Below are 17628 nucleotides of genomic sequence, written 5' to 3' on the forward strand. Positions count from 1 at the left end.
GAGTCGCCGCAACCCGCAACCGCTCCTACTCGTGCCCGACGAACCGCTACTCATCGTCGGGATCGCCGCCATCGGGCGAGCGCTGTTTCGGTACCGGTCGGAACTGGCTCCGATCGTCGTCGGGCTCGGGCTCGATCTGGCCGGACTCCTGCTCCATAACAACCACCGCGGCGCCTGGCCGCTGGTCGCGGTACTGACGGTCCTCGTAGCGGTATTGGCCGCATGGCGCGGACTCCCTTGGGGCATCACGCGCACCGAGGAACGCGTCTACGCGGCAACGACGACCCTCGTGGCCGGAGGCTGGCTCGCGGCCGCGACGGCGTTCGGCCCCGGACGGAGCCCGTTGCCCGCGATCCTGATCGTCGCCGTGGTCGCACTCGGCATTCCCTGGTGGGCACACCGTCGCCGCCGTGCCCGCGTCCGGGTGGACCGCGTCATCCACGCGTGGCCCGACCTCGCCGAAGCGGTCGGCCTCGGCGGATCACGCGTCATGTCCGCCGTCGTCGACACCTGGGGCTGGCGTGCCCGCATGAAACTGCGACCAGGGCAAAGCGTCACCGACGTCGTCGCACGAGTGCAGGCCATCGAATCCGCGTTGGGCACGCGACCCGGCGCCGTCCGCGTCGAACAGGACCTCGCGCACGCCGGCCGCTGCACGATGCGCGTGCTCGCCGTCGACCCACACGCCGGCGCGATCCCATGGCCCGGACCAGTGGCGCGCACGCTGGCCGATCCCATCGAACTCGGCGTCTTCGAAGACGCGACAAAGGTTCGGGTGCCGCTACTCCGTCGGCACGCGCTGATCGGCGGCACCACCGATTCAGGCAAGAGCGGCGTCTTGAACGTCGTCCTCGGCAACCTCGCCGCCTGCTGCGACGTCGTCCTGTGGGGCATCGACCTCAAAGGCGGCATGGAACTCCGCCCCTGGGCACCCTGCCTCGCTCGGCTCGCGACAACCCCCGACGAGGCAACCCGACTACTCGCCGACGCTGTCGCCGTGCTCGACGCACGCGCGGACGCGGCCGGCCGCGACAACACCCGGGTCTGGGAGCCGACACAGGCCAGGCCGGCACTGGTCATCGTCATCGACGAGTACGCCGAATTGGCAGACACCGCACCGGCCGCCGTCCCGTACGCCGAATCGGTCGCTCGCCGCGGACGCGCCCTCGCCGTCGACCTGCTCGCCGCGACGCAACGGCCCACACAGAAGGCCATGGGAGGCGGTGCGTTGCGCTCGCAAATGAGCGTCCGCGTGTGCCTACGCGTCCGAGAGCGCCGCGACGTCGACCTCATCCTGGACAAAGGCATGCTCGCCGCAGGCTGGCACGCTCACACCCTCGACGCGCCAGGCAAGTTCTACGTCCTCGCAGACGGGCACAACCAACCGCGACGCGCACGCGGCTACCTCGTCACCGACGACCACGTACGGGAAACGGCCGCCCGATACGCCGACCAGCGACCGGAACTCGATGCGCTGTCGCAAGCTGCGATCGACCACCGGCCTCACGCCCTTGAATCGCCGACCAAATCCGGCGACGACCCGGAACGGGCACTGTTGACGGCCCTGGCCGAGGCGTCCGACGAGGGCTTGACGATCTCAGAGCTCATCGAAGCGACCAGCATGCGGCGCACGTGGATCTACGACCGGCTCCAAGCGCTCGCCGCGACCGACGGCGCCCGGCAAGTCTCACGCGGACGCTGGCGCGCATGACCCGATCGTCCGCGCGGTCGTCCGTCCGCTCCCGCGCGTCTGCGCACATCAACGCGCGGACGGACAACGGACGGACGACCGCGCGGACACCGCCCACCAACCGGAAGGAGGCTCAACGGTGACCATTAACGACCCGACCACAGAGGGGAGAAATCGCAGCATACGAACCTGCAAGACTACGAAAGTCGAGAATGACCAGCTCAAGACGTCCCAAGAAGTCCCGCAGCCTGGCAAGGGACGCCGACGCTCAGTGGCGCGCGACCGGAGACAGTCGAAACAATCGGTGGCTCGGCGCGAGCTGAACGTGAACGAAGATCTTCTCGCCCGCGCCTTGGCCATCATCGCGGCCGATCTCGCCCGAGAACGAGAGCAACGGACGGAGCAAGCGGATGACTGAGATGGAGTCCACCACCCGCCGTCATGACCGGCCGGTCAGGCGTCGGAAGCGCGCTTTCATCTACCTGCGTGTCTCGTCGGCCGGTCAGGTGAACACCGACTACGACCCGGAGGGCATCTCCCTTCCAGCGCAACGCGCGGCCGTCCAACGCCGAGCCGTAGAACTGGATGCGGAGATCGCCGCCGAGTTCGTCGAACCCGGCCGCTCCGCGACCACGGTCGACGGCCGGCCGGTATTCCAAGAGATGATGGCCCGGCTTAAGGCTGAGCCCGACATCGACTACGTGATCGTCTACGCCCGTTCCCGACTTCACCGCAACAGCATCGATGCGGCGATCACCAAGCGCGATCTCCGCCGGGCAGGCGTCACGCTGATCTCGATCATGGATTACACCGAGGACAACGCGATCGGCGATCTGGTCGCGACGGTGCTCGACGGCGTGAACGAGTACCAATCGCGCGCCGCGGGCGCCGACATCGCGTACAAGATGGGACAGAAGATCATCCGGGGCGGCTCGGTTGGCAGGGCGCCGATCGGCTATCTCAACATCCGCGAGAAGTTCGAGGGGCGAGAGGTGCGCACGGTCGCCGTCGATCCGACGCGCGGCCCGCTCGTGAAGATGGCCTTCGAGCTATACGCGAGCGGTGAGTACGGCTTCCACGTACTCATTCAGGCCCTCACAGACGCCGGCTTGCGTACGAAGCCGACCCGTCGCTACCCGGCCGGCATGCCGATCTCGATCAACTCGCTAGGCAACCTTCTCCGCGATCGCTACTACCTCGGCCGCGTCGAGTATCGCGGCCACGAATACCAGGGCCGGCACGAGCCGCTGATCACGGCAGAGGTCTTCGACCGCGTCCAACAGATGTTGGAGTCGAGACGCGCGGGCGGAGTCCGCGAGCGCACGCACAACCACTACCTCAAGGGCGCGGTCTGGTGCGCCCGATGCCAACGCCGACTCATGATCATGCGAGGCAAGAGCAAGACCGGCGACCTTCATTTCTACTACTTCTGCCGGGGCCGGCAGCTCCACGCCTGCGACCTCCCCTACCTGCCCATCGCCAAGGCGGAAACGGCAGTGCTCGACAACTACGCGACGGTCGCGCTGCCCGCCGAGCTGCGCGAGCGGATCGCCACGCTGGTCGAGGAGACACTGATCGAGTCGGCCGACGCCCAAGCGGAAATCCGGGCTCGCGTAGCGAAACGGCTGAAGGACTTGAGCGAGAAGGAAGATCGCTTCCTCGACCTGATCGGTGACCCTGACTGGCCGCAGGACAAGATCGCCGCCAGGCTGCGGGCCATCCGGGACGAACGGGACCGGCTCGCCCGCCAGGTCGATGACGACGAAAACCCTCGGCTCGAAGCGGCACGCGAGACCCTCACGTACCTTCTCGACCTGCTCGCCGACCCGCAGGAGCTGTACCGCCGCGCGAGCAAGCGTGGCCGCCGCGCACTCGACCAAACATGCTTCGCGAAGCAGTACCTCGACGATGACGGGCAAGGCCCGTACGTCGCGGCGGACGAGCTTGCCGATCTAGTCAAGCCGCTGGTCGACCACGTCAGAAACGAGAGCGGCACCGCCCTTCTGGGCGGTGCCGCTGCGGGTTCAAGTAAGAACCCTCTCGTGGAGGTGCCGGGAATCGAACCCGGGTCCTTCGTCGCTTCGTCAGGGCTTCTCCGAGCGCAGCTCACTCTGCCTCTACTCGGCCCTCCGGATCATGTGAGCAAGTCCGGATGACGGGTCCAGTCGCTGATTAATCTCGCCGCGCGGTCCCCGCGACCGGGACCGGTTGGCCAACCTCCTAGCTGATGCCGGAAATCTGGGTCGGAGGTGCTCCCAGTCCGACAGACCCCTTAGCTAGCCTCAGGCGGCGAGCTGGTAGTCAGCGCGGGCGTTAACCTTGGCGCTTATAAGTTTCCGACGACCGATTCTCGAGACGACGTCGGCTTCCTCGGCTCGCTTCCCCTGTCTCCACATTCGAAGTCGAAACCAGTCACCCCCTGGTCTGTGTAACTTTCCTATCTTAGCCCACGCGGCAGGACCCGCCCACCACGGAGCAGCCGGACGGCCGGGCGTTGCCGCGTCCGGTTTTGGTCACCGAGTACTGGAAGGTCGTTGACGTCCCTGGCTTCAGGCTTCCGCCGGTGAACACGATGCTGTCACCTTGCACCGAACCTCGCGCGCCCCACAGCCGAAGGTTGTCAACGTCGGAGTGGGTCACGGTAATCCGCCAGTCGTCCGCGGCGTTGCCCTTGTTCTGGATGGTCACCCGCCCCGTGTACCCGAACTGCCAGCTCCCGCTGACGCTGATCGACACGGTGAAGGAAGGCGCCGGCGGTGGCGTCGTGGTGCGCTGGGCGGTTGGCGTCGGCTTGGTGGTCGGCGGCCGAGTTCCCTCCGGTACGCCCGTAGAAGCGGCCCGCCGTACCAAAGTCGACGGAGAGGACGAAACCGACGGCGAGTGCGAAACGGTCCGGGACGCTACCGGCGATGAGGAAACGCTGCTGGAACTGGGCAAAGCAGGCGGCAACGACGTGGCCGAGGCGGCCGGCTCGACGGCGACCTGGGGCATCGACGGCAGTGCGACGGCCGGCTGGCGCGACGCCTCGGCCGGGCCGACCGCGCGGACCGCGACCCAGACGACTAAGAGGACCAGGATCGCCATGGCGAAGCTCATGACCATCCGGGCGGTGTTGAAAGGGCGCGAGGAGTGCTTTGCGGGCAACGACCGACCCTCCAGTGATCAACTTGTCTGGGGAGGCAGACTACCCCGTTACGCCATGCCCTTGGCACGGCGGCCCATCGCGCGGTTGATCTCTTTCTGGGCGTCTCGGGTGGCCATGTCCTGGCGCTTGTCGTAGCTCTTCTTGCCCTTCGCGACGCCGAGCTCGACTTTGGCGTACCCGTTTTCGAAATAGACCGACAACGGAACCAGCGTGACGCCGTCGTCGCGCAGCTTGCCGAGGATCTTGTGGATCTCGTCGCGGTGCAGCAGCAGCTTGCGGGTGCGGCGCGGCTCGTGGTTGGTCCAGGTGCCTTGCGTGTATTCCGGGATGTGCATCCCGTGCAGATAGATCTCGCCGTCGCGCTCGTGGCCGAACGCGTCGACCAGCGAGGACCGGCCGGCCCTCAGCGACTTCACCTCGGTGCCGGTGAGCACCATTCCCGCCTCGTACGTGTCGAGGATGGCGTAGTCGTGGTAAGCCCGGCGGTTGGATGCGACGACCTTGCGCCCCTGTTCGCGTGGCATGCCGCCGAAAACCCCCCGGTAAATAGGAACCTAACCGCTCAATGTTACGCCTCGGGCGGCTGCGGGTGGTCGGCCGGCCGTCGATCAGCAAAGGCAGCGGGGCAGGTAATTCAGGGGGTTTCGCGGCGCGCCGTTGAAGCGGGTCTCGAAATGCAGGTGGTTCCCGGTTGACGCGCCCGTCGTGCCGACCCGGCCGATCACCTCGCCGCGGACCACGTACTCGCCGACGTGCACCAGGATCGCCGACTGGTGGCCGTAGCAGGTCTGGAACGAGACCCCCTTGATCCGGCCGTGGCTGAGGCAGGTGTAGTTGCCGTAGCCGCCGTTCCAGCCGGCCCGGATCACCCGCCCGGAGGCCGCCGCGTGGATCGGGGTGCCGCCGCCGGCCGCGAGATCGGTGCCGGCGTGCAGCTGCCAGACCCGGTAGTACGGGTCGTAGCGGTACCCGAAGTCGCTGGTCTTCCAGCCGTTGACCGGCATCTCCAGCTTGCCGCCCGAGTATCGGCCCTCGCCGGACTTGGCCGACCAGCCGCGCAACGCGGCCTGCACCCGTTCCTCCTCGGCGCGCGCGGCCTGGTAACGAGCGAGAACTGCCGCACGCTGCGAGTTGGCCAGGCGAACTGCGGCGGCCCGGCTTTCCGTCAGCTTGCGGAGCGCTTCGCGAGCCCGTACGGCTGCGGCCTGTGCCTGTTTCGCGGCAGCGAGCTTGGTTTTCGAGTCGGCCTCGGCCTCCTCCGCCTCGCGCCGGGCAAGACCGGCCTTGTCCTGTTGGGTGCGGGCGTCGCGGCGCGCCAGGAGCAGCGAGTTGACGTCCTGCTGCTGGGTGCGCATGAGCTGGTCGACGATGCTGAGCCGGTCCATCATGTCGGCCGGCCCGCTCGCCGCGGCCAGCACGTTGATCCGGGAGAGTCCACTGCCCATGTAGCTGGCCTGGGCGATCTCATCGACCTTGCCGCGGGCCGCGGAGAACCGTTGCTGGGCGGCGTCGTAGTCGACGGCGATGGTCGCGTACGAGGCGCGTGCGGTGTTGGCCCGGCGCCCGGCGGTGTTGGCGGCGGCGAGGGCGGCGGCGACGGCTCCGCGAGATACCGCCACCTTGGTCTGTGCCGCCGGCATGGCAGCGGTGGCGGCTTCGAGGCGGGTGGCGGCGACACGCGCGGTGGCGGTGGCGTCCTCCAGGATCGACTGGGCACGCTGGACGGCACGGTGCGCCTTGTCAGCGTCGTGGTCGCCGTGCCCAGCGAGGGAGCCGAACCTCGGCGCGGCGACGAGCGCGCTCGACGCCGTCGCGGGAACGGTCGGTGCCGCCACGGTCAGGAGCGCTCCCAGGCCCGCCCAAACCACCAGAACACGAAATTTCCGGCTATGACGGCTATAGGACCCCACGGAGACCCACCGTACTCCGACCAATCGCTGATTCTCGCCTAAATCGCCCAACGGCCGCGTCCCGGCGAAGGGGCGCGGCCGTTGGACCGTGATCAGCGAAAGAGCGTCAAACCTTGAGGTAGAAGCGCAGCGTGACCCAGGCGGTGACCGCCGAGACCGCCGCGCCGACCGCCGCCAGCAAGGGCAGCATGAGCCACACGTTGCTGTTGTGGATCGGCGTGAGAATGTTCGTCAGCGCCTGGAGCCGCTGGTCGAAGACGATGATCTTGAACCCGAAGAGCGCGACGAAGCCCAGGATCGCGCCGATTAGGCCGGCGACCACCGCCTCGAGTACGAACGGCGATTGGATGAACCAGTTCGACGCGCCGACGAGTTTCATGACCGCGACTTCTCGGCGTTTACTGTAGGCCGCGACCTGGATGGTGTTACCGACCAGCAACAAGGCCGCCAGCGCCATCACGATCGCGACAATCAAGGCGATCACCTGGATCGCGTTGAAGATCTTGAAGACCTTCTCCAGCAGCGCGCGCTGGTCGATGACGTCCTGGATGCCCTGCATGCCCTGGATCTTGTCGGCGAAGGCCTTGTACTTCTCCGGATCCTTCAGCTTGACCCGGAAGGACTCCGGCAGGCTGTTCGGGCCGATCGACTTGACGAAGTCGGGCGAGTCCTGCCACAGCTCCTTGAAGCGGTTGAACGCCTCTTCCCGGGTCTCGTACGTCTTGTTCGAGACCAGCGGGTCGGAGGAAATCGCCTGATCGATCGCCTGGCGCTGCGCGTCCGTAACGTCGGAGCGCAGGAAGATCGACACCTCGATCTCGCCGTAGTAGTAATTCTTCATCTGGTCGACCTGCAAATACAGCAGGACACTCGCGCCCAGCATGGTCAGCGAGACCGCCATGGTGATGATCATGGCGACCGTCATCGTGACGTTGCGCCACAGGCCCACCAGGACCTCGTTGAGAACGTACTTCAAGCGCATCGGGGGGTTCCTTCCGGGACTCCGCGTCGTGCAGGTTCAGTCGGGGATGAGACGGAGCCGCGGTTCAGCTCAGCCGTAGACGCCACGGGCCTGGTCACGGACGATGCGCCCGCTTTCGATCTCGATGACGCGCCGGCGCATCTGGTTCACGATGTTCGAGTCGTGGGTGACCATCACGACCGTCGTGCCGGTCCGGTTGATCCGGTCGAGCAGCCGCATGATCTCAATGGACGTATCCGGGTCGAGGTTACCGGTCGGCTCGTCGGCGAGCAGGATCAGAGGGCGGTTCACGAACGCCCGCGCCACCGCGACACGTTGCTGCTCACCACCGGAGAGCTCGTGCGGGTAGCGGTGCTCCTTGCCGCCGAGGCCGACCAGCTCGAGCACCTCGGGCACGACGCGACGGGCGACCGCCTGCGTCTTGCCGATCACCTCGAGGGCGAAGGCCACGTTCTCGTACGCGGTGCGATTGGGGAGCAGACGGAAGTCCTGGAACACGCAGCCGATCGAGCGCCGGAAGTGAGGGATCTTCCAGGAGCGCAGGGTCGTCACGTCCTTCGCGTTCACGACGACCTTGCCGCTGGTCGGCTGGACCTCGTGCAGAAGGAGCTTGATCATCGTCGACTTGCCGGAACCGGAGGGGCCGATGAAGAAGACGAACTCACCCTTCTCGATCCCGACGCTGACGTTGTCCAGCGATGGGCGAGACGCCTTGGGGTACGTCTTCGTCACGTTCTCGAGCTGAATCACGGGATGGCAGTCTACGCGGTGTAACGAATTCGCCAAGCCCGGCGGGTCGGTCAAATTGCACTAGCGGTGGTAAAACTCGGTCGGCGCCTGACCAACGGTCCAGGCGCCGTCGCGCTCAGTGAGCGGCTCTCCTCAGGCGGCGGCCTGCGAAGTCTTGCGCCAACGGATCCCTGCCTCGATGAACTCGTCGATTTCACCGTCGAACACGGAGCTCGGGTTTCCGGTCTCCTGTTCGGTGCGCAGATCCTTCACCATTTGATAAGGGTGCAGAACGTACGAACGCATCTGGTCGCCCCACGAGCCGGTCGTGTCCTGCTTGAGGCCGGCCAGCTTCGCCTCCTCCTCCTGGCGCTTGCGCTCGAGCAGCCGCGCCTGGAGCACGCGCATGGCGGAGGCCTTGTTCTGCAACTGCGACTTCTCGTTCTGGCAGGTGACCACGATGCCGGTGGGGATGTGGGTGAGGCGTACGGCGGAATCGGTGGTGTTGACGCTCTGTCCACCCGGGCCCGAGGACCGGTACACGTCGACGCGCAGCTCGTTCTCCGGGATGTCGATGTGGTCGGTCTGCTCGACCACCGGCATCACCTCGACGCCCGCGAAGCTGGTCTGCCGCCGGCCCTGGTTGTCGAACGGGCTGATGCGGACCAGCCGGTGGGTGCCCGACTCGACGCTGAGCGTGCCGAACGCGTACGGGACCTTGACCGCGAAGGTGGCGGACTTGAGCCCGGCCTCTTCCGCGTAGGAGGTGTCGTAGACCTCGGTCGGGTAGCCGTGCCGCTCGGCCCACCTCAGATACATCCGCAGGAGCATCTCGGCGAAGTCGGCCGCGTCGACACCGCCGGCGCCGGCCCGGATCGCCACCACCGCCTCACGGGAGTCGTACTCCCCGGAGAGCAGGGTGCGGACCTCCATCTCCTCGACCGCCTTGCCGAGCGAGACGATCTCGTCGCCGACCTCGTGGATCGAGCCCTGGTCGTCCTCGGCCTGGGCGAGCTCGAGCAGCAGCTCGGCGTCATCCAGCCGGGACCGGAGCCGCTCCATCTTGCTGATCTCACCGGACACGTACGACAGGCGGCTGTTGACCTCTTGCGCGCGCGCCTGATCGTCCCACAGGTCGGGCGCGGACGCCTGCTCCTCGAGGTCCGCTTTGTCCCGGCGCAGCTTGTCGACGTCCAAGACGTTCTCAATGTTGCGCAGGGTGGCGTCAAGCGCCTTGAGTTGCTCGGGATAATCGGCAGCGGTCACAACACTCAAGACTACGCCGCCCGGCCAGGTAGCTGGCCGGGCGGTCAGGTTGGATCTTCAGGATGCGGGTGCCGACTTGAGCCAGGCCAAGGCGGCCTTGTGGTACGCCACGGCGAACTCGAGAGCAGCCGACCCGTAAGCGTCACCGTTCTTCTTCGCCTCCTTCGCTTGCTCCCTGGCCATGGCCATGGCTTCGGCGTGGTACTCGTTGGCGTTGCTGTACAGCGTCTGCAGTTGCGATCCGCTGTGCTGCTCACCGAAGGCGACACGAAGGGCCACAGGATTACGGAGCGTGTCGCGTCCGGGGGCCTCGGCGAGCCACCTGGAGAAGGCGCGCTTGCCGGAGGCGGTGATGGAGTAGGGCTGGCTGGACCGGGGTCCGGGCTTGCCGAGGCGGACGTACCCCATCTCGGCCAGAACCGGCAATTCGCGGTAGACCTGGCTCCGCGTCATCGACCAGTAGGGCCCGAGGCGGCGTTCGGCAGCCGCCATCAGCTGTCCGCCGGTCATCGGCCCCTCATGAAGCAGGCCGAGCAGAGCGGCAGCCGTGGGATTGATTTGAGTGTCGGGCATGCCTTCTAAGCTGCCACTTTGTCGCGCCGACGTCCAGGATTTCGCCCGATCCGTCCAGTTTGCGTCTCCACAAACGACTGTCCCGCACAGACAGTCCGACCACGAGGGTCGAGACGGCGCGTTACGCCAGAAATTGACTTGATGACCAGGTAAAATGGCTCAAGCGAAACGGTCAGACGGCGATGCCGGGCAGCAAACGGTGGAAATAGGACGGATCGCGGACCGAAATTCACGCGTTGATCAGCAAACCAGGGCAATCAACCCATGTGGACACTGACGGCCGGGTCGACGCCCGTTAAAAAGCGCCGCGTACCCTGGCTGGCATGACGGATCCGGACACCTCGGAGAGGTCTTCGACGCGCGGGCTGCTGCTCGCGGGCGCCGCCGTGGTGTGGATGGCAGCGATGCTCTGGTCCGCTCGCGCCACCATCACCGGGGGCGTCGACGCGGAGACCACGGTGACCAACACGGCCTATGCGTTGCCCGGTGCCGTGTCGGCCAGTCTGGTCGCCGGAGCCGCTGTCGGCCTCGCTGTCGTCGCCATGATCGCGAGGCGTCGCGCACTCGGTTCGACAACACGCTTCGTAATCGCCATCGGCTCCGGCTTGATCATCGGACTGCTCGGCGCGCTCGTCATCTTCACGATCAACACGGCCGGATGGGTGTTCGCCGTCGTGGCCGGCACGGTCGCCGCCGCGGCGACGATCGGCAGCGCGCTGGGCGGCTTCCGCGCGGCCCATGTGGTCTCCGCGGTGTGCTGGGCCGCCCTGGCGGTGTTCGTGCTCGGCTTCGTGCTCAACACCCGGGACGTGCAGGCCCCGCTGCTCTCGCTTCTCGGCAGCGGCAAGTCGCAGTCGTCGCAGTCCAGCGCGGCGTCCTGGTTCACGTTCTTGCAATCGGTGCTCAGTGGCCTGGCGGCCGGCCTGGTGGGCTATTTCTCGCTGCGCCGCGCGCGCCGCCGGGGTGACGTCGCGGACATCACGTGGCCGCTGTACGCCGTCACCGGCGCCGGCCCGGGGTTGCTGCTGGTCGTGGGCGAGGCCCTCACCCGTACGGCGGGTTCCCGGGTCATCGACCTCGCCGGCCAGGTCAGCGTGCTCGAGCTGGTGGTGCAGAAGATGCTCGGCGGCGCCCGGCTCAACAGCGCGCTGATCATCCTGTTCGTCGGGGCGGTCGCCGCGATCATCGCGTTCGGCCGGACACTGAAGCCGGCCGCCGACGAGGAGCCCGAGCAGCCGGCCGTGGTCGCGCGTCCGGCCAAATCGCGAACCGCCAGCTCGCGCACCGCCAACTCGCGGACGTCTAGCTCTCGGACGGCTAACTCGCGGACCCCCAACTCGCGGACCGCGGAAACGCGGCCGACCGAAACGGCCGCCGACTAGTCGCTGGTGAGCTCGTCCAACTCGGAAACCGCGTACCACTCCAGCTCGTGATCCTCGGCGCCGTCGACGGTGAACTGCGCGTCCGGATCGCCGGCCAGCGCCTCGTCCACCACTTCGGCGGCGGCCGCCACCTGCTCGATCGCGTCGGTCCCGTCCAGGTGGATCGACGCCACGTCGGCCAGCGCGATCGGCTGCGGGAGGCGTACGGTGCTGGATCCGAGCTCGACGTCCGCACGCACCAGTGAGTTCGCCGGGACGTCGGCCGAGACCACCACGCGCCGGCGAGGCGCCTCCGAATCGTGCCGGAGCAGCTGCAGGGCCGCCTGGGCCGCGCGGGTGAAGGCGACGTACTCCAGCTCTTCCTCGTCGCCCTCCGCGTACCACTCGCGCAGCGCCGGCGTCACCGCGTGCGCGGTCAGCGAGCCCTCACCGAGCTTTCCGGAGGAACGCAAGGCCGCGAGCATCGGCATGGTGGCCGGCACGTAGATGCGGACCAGCTCGGTGATCGCCACGTCTCCTCCTGCGCTAGGACCGTCCCGGCCGGTCCATTCCATCAGTCGTGTCCCGATGGTGCGGTGGCGGCCCTCCCGTCAGCAACCGCAGACCGCGGTGAGCGGGTCGACGGCGGCGACGATCTGCCCCTTCGCGGCTTGGAGACCAAAGCCAGGCACCGCAGCCGTACGCGTCGGGAAGCCCTCACGTATCCAGTATTCGATGCCGCCGATCATCTCCTTGACGTCGTACCCGGCCTCGGCGAGCTTGAGCGCCGCACGGGTCGCACCGTTGCACCCCGGCCCCCAGCAGTAGGTGACGACGGGCCTGGCCGGGTCGATCAGCCCCGCGGCGCGCGCGGCGATCTCGGCGGTGGGCAGGTGGATCGCGCCCGGAATGTGGCCCTGGTCCCACGCCGCCCGCGAGCGGGAGTCGACCAAGGTGAAGCCTTTGCCGGGCAGCGCGGCGTGCACGTCCGAGACGTCGGTCTGGAAGGCGAGGCGGGCGGCGAAGAACTCGGTTGCTTTCATGCACGTCAGGCTATTTTCCGTACGCTTCGTGCTGGAGGCCCGATCCACGGTGCTGTGCTCGATCAGCCGGGGAAAGCCGCGTAGATTGCTTCCATGGCCGGGGACATCTCGCTCGATCGTACGGATTGGCGCCTGTTGGCCGAGCTGCAGAAAGACGGCCGCGCGACGTACGCGGAATTGGCTCGGGTGGTGGCGATGTCCCCGAGTGCGGTGACCGAGCGGGTCCGCCGGCTGGAGGAGGCCGGGGTGATCGCCGGATATCAGGCGGCGGTCGACCCGGTGCGCGTCGGTCTGCAGGTGATGGCGTTCGTGCGGCTGCGCTACCCGAACGGGAACTACAAGCCGTTCCACGCTCTGCTCGACTCCACACCGGAGATCGTCGAAGCGCATCACGTCACCGGCGAGGACTGTTTTGTCCTGAAAGTGCTGGCCCGTTCGATGCGTCACCTGGAAGAGGTGGCCGGTCGCATCTCGGGACTGGGCTCGGTGACGACCAGCGTGGTCTACTCAAGCCCGCTTCCCGGACGAGCCATTGGTGCGCCTTCGTAGGCAAACGGTGGCAAACTGAAGGTCTCGGGGCGGGCGAGGAGGGTTTCGCGGTGGAGGCCAGATTCTTGCTGCTGTCCGATGTGGCGGCCGAGCTGAACGTCTCGGACTCGCAGGTCTACCACATGGTCCGAAGCGGTGAGCTCCCCGCCATCAAGATTGGCGGGCGGGGGCAGTGGCGGGTGGAGCGGGCGAAGCTTGAGCAGTACATCGAGCAGAAGTACGCCGAGACCGCGACCTGGGTGGAGCAGAACCCACTGACCACGTCAGACGCCGAGTAGGCCCTCTTTCTTGGATCAAGCGCCCTTTTTATCCCTCTTCTCGAATCGGTGGAGGGCGCATCGTCGTCGGTTGACGGCGCGTCGTCGGGCTCGGAAGAATCGCTGTCGAAGGCAAACGAAGGTAAACACAAGAAAAGACAGGCGGTGCAGGATGCGAAGATCCGTCGAGATCGCCCCAGACGGCCCGAGACCCCCGATCAGCCTCCGCCCGGTCCCGACGTGCGAGCCCCCGTTCGACGACGAGCTGGAGCCGACGGTCTGGGCGACCGCCCACCAGCTGACCCTCGACTGGTCCACCCTGAGCCCGGTCGCCGCCCAGATAGCGCCACACCCGGCCGTCGACGCCGTTCCGGGTGCCGGGCCGCCTCCCCTGCGCCCCGCCGTCGCCGGCGCATCCGCCGAGGCCAAGCACGCCGTGGCCCGTTTCGTCCGCATGTGCGTCGAGGTCCTGAACGGCTACCGTCCCGCCGCCCACATGCGACGGCTCGCCGTCCCCACCGAGGCAGGGGCCGTCGTCGCCCAGATCATGGCGACCGCGCACCGGGTCACCGAAATGCGTCGCCGGATGCAGTCGCCGGCCAAACGGCCTTCCCAGCGCCCGCTCCCGGTCGCGTTGGTCCGCCTCCGCCTGTGCGAGCCACGCCCGGGGGCGGTCGAGGCCGCTTTCGCGCTGGTCCTCGGCGATCGCACGTGGGCGATGGCGCTGCGCATGGAGGAGCACCAGCAATCGTGGTCGGCCACCACACTCCGCCTGGTCTGAGGCCAATCCGGACGCCCTCCCGAGACGAATCCCCAGCGAGACCCCAGACCGTCACCCCAAGCCCCCGGGGCGTCCACCTGGTACCCCAGCCGGTGGGCGTCTCGGGCACTCATCGCACCTCTGAAGCCCGAAACGCATCGGGCGGAGGCCTCCTCGCGCGGGGGTCATGGTCTGACCGCCCGGCGTGAGGATTCCTCCGCCCGAAAGCTCCGCCGCTTACCGCACGCAAAGCGTGCGTGGCGTTACGCCTCGATCACACCGCCCCGGGTGCGCCGTGGCAGCGCTTGTACTTCTTGCCCGAGCCGCAGTAGCACGGCGCATTGCGCGACGGGCCGTTCGAGGACTGCGGGGCGGCGCCCGCCGGGCGGCCGCGGCGGCCCGCCGACGTGTCGCTGGTGTGCGCCGGGGACGCCGGGACCGGGGAGCCGCCGGGGCCGATGCCCAGTGCCGGTGCCGCGGGCTGCTGGATCACCGGGGCGCCGTCGCCGGCCTCGCCGTCGATGGCGGGGGCCGTGTACTGGAGGTTCTGCGGCTGGCGTCCGCGGTTCAGGCCCTTCGCCTGCAACGCGCCGCGGCCGGCGACCTCGTCGTCCTCGACCGGGCCGCCCATGACGCCGCCGGCGGGCAGCTGGACCGCCTGCGACGGGTCGAGCGTGATGGTCGGGGCCTCCTCGGTCTGGACCTCCAGGTTGAAGACGTAGCCGACCGCCTCCTCCTTGATGCCCTCCATCATCTGGTTGAACATGTCGAAGCCCTCGCGCTGGTACTCGACCACCGGGTCGCGCTGCGCGTACGCCCGCAGGTTGATGCCCTCCTGCAGGTAGTCCATCTCGTAGAGGTGCTCACGCCACTTGCGGTCGATGACCGAGAGCAGCACCTGCCGCTCCAGCTCGCGGAGCGTCTCGGAGCCGAGCTCCTCCTCGCGGGCCTCGTACGACTTCGCCGCGTCGTCGCGCATCTGCTGGGTCAGGAACTCGGCGTCGATCGTGTTCCGCTCGCCGCCGGACTCCTCGACGATGTCCTCGATCGTGAGGGTCACCGGGAACAGGCGCTTGAGGTTGGTCCACAGCTGTTCGAGGTCCCAGTCCTCCGCGTAGCCGTCGGACGTCGCGGACACCACATAGTCGCCGACCACATCGTCGATCATGTTGCGGACCTGGTCGTGCATGTCCTCGCCGTCGAGCACGCGCTTACGCTCGGCGTAGATGACCATGCGCTGCTTGTTGAGGACCTCGTCGTACTTGAGGACGTTCTTGCGGATCTCCGCGTTCTGACCCTCGATCTGGGTCTGCGCGCTGCGGATCTGCCGGGTCACCATCTTGGACTCGATCGGCACGTCCTCGGGGATGTTGAAGCGCTCCATGACCGCCTCGACCGCACCCGCCCGGAACCGCTTCATCAGGTCGTCCTGCAGCGACAGGTAGAACCGGGACTCGCCCGGGTCGCCCTGCCGGCCGGAACGACCACGCAGCTGGTTGTCGATGCGGCGGGAGTCGTGCCGCTCGGTGCCCAGCACGTACAGACCGCCGGCCTCGACCACCTCGGCTGCCTCGGCGTCGCACGCCTCTTTCCAGGTGGGCAGCACCTCTTCGAGTGCCTTCGCGTACTCGTCGGGGCTCTCCGCCGGGTCGAGGCCGCGCTGGTGGAGCTCGGCCGACGCGAGGAACTCGGGGTTACCGCCGAGCAGGATGTCGGTACCACGACCGGCCATGTTGGTGGCGACCGTGACCCCGCCCTTGCGGCCGGCCTGCGCGATGATCGTCGCTTCCTGGGCGTGGAACTTCGCGTTCAGCACGCTGTGCGGGATGCCGCGGCGGCGCAGCAGCGTGGACAGGATCTCCGAGTTTTCCACCGACACCGTGCCGACCAGCACCGGCTGGCCGGTGGCGTGGCGCTCGGCGATGTCCTCGATGACCGCGTTGAACTTGGCCTTCTCGGTCTTGTAGATGACGTCCGGGTGGTCGAGCCGGATCATCGGGCGGTGCGTCGGGATGCTCACGACGCCGACCTTGTAGACCTTGTTGAACTCGCCGGCCTCGGTCTGCGCCGTACCGGTCATGCCGCCGAGCTTCTCGTACAGGCGGAAGTAGTTCTGCAGGGTGATCGTCGCGAGGGTCTGGTTCTCCTGCTTGACCTCGACGCCCTCCTTGGCCTCGATGGCCTGGTGCATGCCCTCGTTGTAGCGCCGGCCGTGCAGGATGCGGCCGGTGAACTCGTCGACGATGAGGACCTCGCCGCCCTCGTTGACGATGTAGTCCTTGTCGCGCTTGTAGAGCTCCTTCGCCTTGATGGCGTTGTTCAGGTAGCCCACCAGCGGAGTGTTGATCGACTCGTACAGGTTGTCGATGCCGAGGCGGTCCTCGACCCGGGCCACGCCGCGCTCGGTGACCGCGATGGTGCGCTTGGCCTCGTCGACCTCGTAGTCGCCCTCACCCTCGGTGCCGCGCTGGAGGCGCTTGACGATGCCGGCGAACTCGCCGTACCACCGGGCCGAGTGCTCGGCCGGACCGGAGATGATCAGCGGCGTACGGGCCTCGTCGATCAGGATGGAGTCGACCTCGTCCACGATCGCGAAGTTGTGGCCGCGCTGCACCAGCTCGTCTCTCGACCAGGCCATGTTGTCGCGCAGGTAGTCGAAGCCGAACTCGTTGTTCGTGCCGTAGGTGATGTCGCAGAGGTACGCGTCGCGGTGCTCCGTCGACGGCCGGTTCGGCAGGATCACACCGACGGTGAGGCCGAGGAACACGTGCACCCGGCCGACCCACTCGGCGTCGCGCTGGGCCAGGTAGTCGTTCACGGTGATGATGTGCACGCCCTTGCCGCTGAGCGCGTTGAGGTACGCCGGGAAGACGCCGGTCAGGGTCTTGCCCTCACCGGTCTTCATCTCCGGGATGTTGCCGAAGTGCAGCGCGGCGCCACCCATCAGCTGTACGTCGTACGCCCGCTGGCCGAGCACCCGCTTCGCGCCCTCCCGGGCCACCGCGAAGGCCTCCGGGAGCAGCGCGTCGAGCGACTCGCCCTCCTCGTAGCGCTCCTGGAACTGCCGGGTGCACTCGCGCAGCTCTTCATCGCTCAGGTCGACATAGTCTTCCTCGATCGAGTTGACCGCGTCAGCGATCGCCTTCAGCCGGCGCAACATGCGACCTTCGCCGGCGCGTAGGACCTTTTCCATTATCGACACGGGTCAGCGCTCCCCTAGACAGTCTGCCGAACCATGGTAGGCGCCCTCTCTGGGAACCTGTGACCCCAGCCTCCGGTAATCCTCACAATCAGGACGAAACGGCACACGGAGTTCGCTGATAGCGCAGCGATTCGGGCACGATGGTGACGAAATTTCTGGCG

The 17628-nt window shown here is 67.5% G+C and carries 16 protein-coding genes, 1 other RNA gene and 1 pseudogene; 7 read left to right on the top strand and 11 right to left on the bottom strand.

Translation table 11 applies throughout. The features are described 5' to 3' along the window. Positions 1-31: 31 nt before the first annotated feature. Positions 32-1711, top strand: a complete 1680-nt coding sequence (locus tag HH310_RS06980; protein ID WP_312033885.1) for an FtsK/SpoIIIE domain-containing protein — start codon at positions 32-34, stop codon at positions 1709-1711. A gap of 398 nt (positions 1712-2109) precedes the next feature. Continuing rightward, positions 2110-3138: pseudogene (locus HH310_RS45735) on the top strand (recombinase family protein); the annotation flags it as partial. A 592-nt stretch (positions 3139-3730) separates the two neighbouring features. On the opposite strand, the gene ssrA reads toward HH310_RS45735, so the two are convergent. Both ssrA and HH310_RS43610 read right to left on the bottom strand, forming a co-directional pair. Continuing rightward, positions 3731-4110, bottom strand: a transfer-messenger RNA (tmRNA) gene (gene ssrA / locus HH310_RS06995). A gap of 22 nt (positions 4111-4132) precedes the next feature. Beyond that, a complete protein-coding gene (locus HH310_RS43610; RefSeq protein WP_312033886.1) occupies positions 4133-4378 on the bottom strand; it encodes a hypothetical protein in 246 nt (81 codons plus the stop codon). Here HH310_RS43610 and HH310_RS43615 point away from each other — a divergent pair. Further along, positions 4371-4970: a hypothetical protein gene (locus HH310_RS43615; RefSeq protein ID WP_248293762.1), complete on the top strand. Its 600-nt coding sequence runs from the start codon at positions 4371-4373 to the stop codon at positions 4968-4970. The two genes, HH310_RS43610 and HH310_RS43615, sit on opposite strands and share 8 nt — an antisense overlap. Here the strand turns inward: HH310_RS43615 and smpB are convergent. The 6 genes from smpB to HH310_RS07030 all read right to left on the bottom strand — a co-directional run bounded on the left by smpB (position 4883) and on the right by HH310_RS07030 (position 10295). Next, positions 4883-5359, bottom strand: a complete 477-nt coding sequence (gene smpB / locus HH310_RS07005) for an SsrA-binding protein SmpB (RefSeq protein WP_169174591.1) — start codon at positions 5357-5359, stop codon at positions 4883-4885. The two genes, HH310_RS43615 and smpB, sit on opposite strands and share 88 nt — an antisense overlap. A gap of 84 nt (positions 5360-5443) precedes the next feature. Continuing rightward, complete coding sequence (locus tag HH310_RS45250; protein WP_169174592.1) at positions 5444-6670, bottom strand: peptidoglycan DD-metalloendopeptidase family protein; 1227 nt, start codon at positions 6668-6670, stop codon at positions 5444-5446. 181 nt (positions 6671-6851) lie between these two features. Next, a complete protein-coding gene (gene ftsX, locus HH310_RS07015; RefSeq protein WP_169174593.1) occupies positions 6852-7727 on the bottom strand; it encodes a permease-like cell division protein FtsX in 876 nt (291 codons plus the stop codon). Positions 7728-7796: 69 nt separating this feature from the next. Then, a complete protein-coding gene (ftsE, locus tag HH310_RS07020) occupies positions 7797-8477 on the bottom strand; it encodes a cell division ATP-binding protein FtsE (protein WP_169174594.1) in 681 nt (226 codons plus the stop codon). Positions 8478-8609: 132 nt separating this feature from the next. Continuing rightward, positions 8610-9722, bottom strand: a complete 1113-nt coding sequence (prfB, locus tag HH310_RS07025) for a peptide chain release factor 2 (RefSeq protein WP_169174595.1) — start codon at positions 9720-9722, stop codon at positions 8610-8612. 57 nt (positions 9723-9779) lie between these two features. Further along, positions 9780-10295, bottom strand: a complete 516-nt coding sequence (locus HH310_RS07030; protein ID WP_169174596.1) for a PadR family transcriptional regulator — start codon at positions 10293-10295, stop codon at positions 9780-9782. Between the two features lie 323 nt (positions 10296-10618). Between HH310_RS07030 and HH310_RS07035 the strand changes: the two genes are divergently transcribed. Next, on the top strand, positions 10619-11677 hold the full coding sequence (locus HH310_RS07035) for a hypothetical protein (RefSeq protein ID WP_169174597.1): 1059 nt from the start codon (positions 10619-10621) through the stop codon (positions 11675-11677). On the opposite strand, the gene HH310_RS07040 is transcribed toward HH310_RS07035, so the two are convergent. Then, complete coding sequence (locus tag HH310_RS07040) at positions 11674-12189, bottom strand: DUF6912 family protein (RefSeq protein ID WP_396027495.1); 516 nt, start codon at positions 12187-12189, stop codon at positions 11674-11676. The genes HH310_RS07035 and HH310_RS07040 overlap by 4 nt on opposite strands. 78 nt (positions 12190-12267) lie before the next feature. Further along, positions 12268-12699 (bottom strand): rhodanese-like domain-containing protein, encoded by a 432-nt coding sequence (locus HH310_RS07045; protein ID WP_169174599.1) that lies wholly within the window; start codon positions 12697-12699, stop codon positions 12268-12270. Positions 12700-12792: 93 nt separating this feature from the next. On the opposite strand from HH310_RS07045, the gene HH310_RS07050 reads away from it, so the two are divergent. The 3 genes from HH310_RS07050 to HH310_RS07060 all read left to right on the top strand — a co-directional run bounded on the left by HH310_RS07050 (position 12793) and on the right by HH310_RS07060 (position 14286). Then, positions 12793-13248 carry an Lrp/AsnC family transcriptional regulator gene (locus HH310_RS07050; protein WP_169174600.1) on the top strand — a complete coding sequence of 152 codons (456 nt, stop codon included), beginning with the start codon at positions 12793-12795 and terminating at the stop codon, positions 13246-13248. A 50-nt stretch (positions 13249-13298) separates the two neighbouring features. Next, the gene (locus HH310_RS07055; RefSeq protein ID WP_169174601.1) at positions 13299-13526 is read left to right on the top strand and encodes an AlpA family transcriptional regulator; all 228 of its coding nucleotides are present in this window, start codon (positions 13299-13301) and stop codon (positions 13524-13526) included. 151 nt (positions 13527-13677) lie between these two features. Beyond that, entirely contained in the window at positions 13678-14286 is a 609-nt protein-coding gene (locus HH310_RS07060; protein WP_169174602.1) for an Rv3235 family protein, read from the top strand. Between the two features lie 253 nt (positions 14287-14539). Here HH310_RS07060 and secA read toward each other — a convergent pair whose 3' ends face one another. Then, positions 14540-17467, bottom strand: coding sequence for a preprotein translocase subunit SecA (secA, locus tag HH310_RS07065; RefSeq protein ID WP_169174603.1), 2928 nt, complete (start codon positions 17465-17467; stop codon positions 14540-14542). Between the last annotated feature and the right edge of the window lie 161 nt (positions 17468-17628).

Origin of the sequence: Actinoplanes sp. TBRC 11911, from assembly GCF_012933445.1 — a bacterium.
Classification (GTDB): Bacteria; Actinomycetota; Actinomycetes; order Mycobacteriales; family Micromonosporaceae; genus Actinoplanes.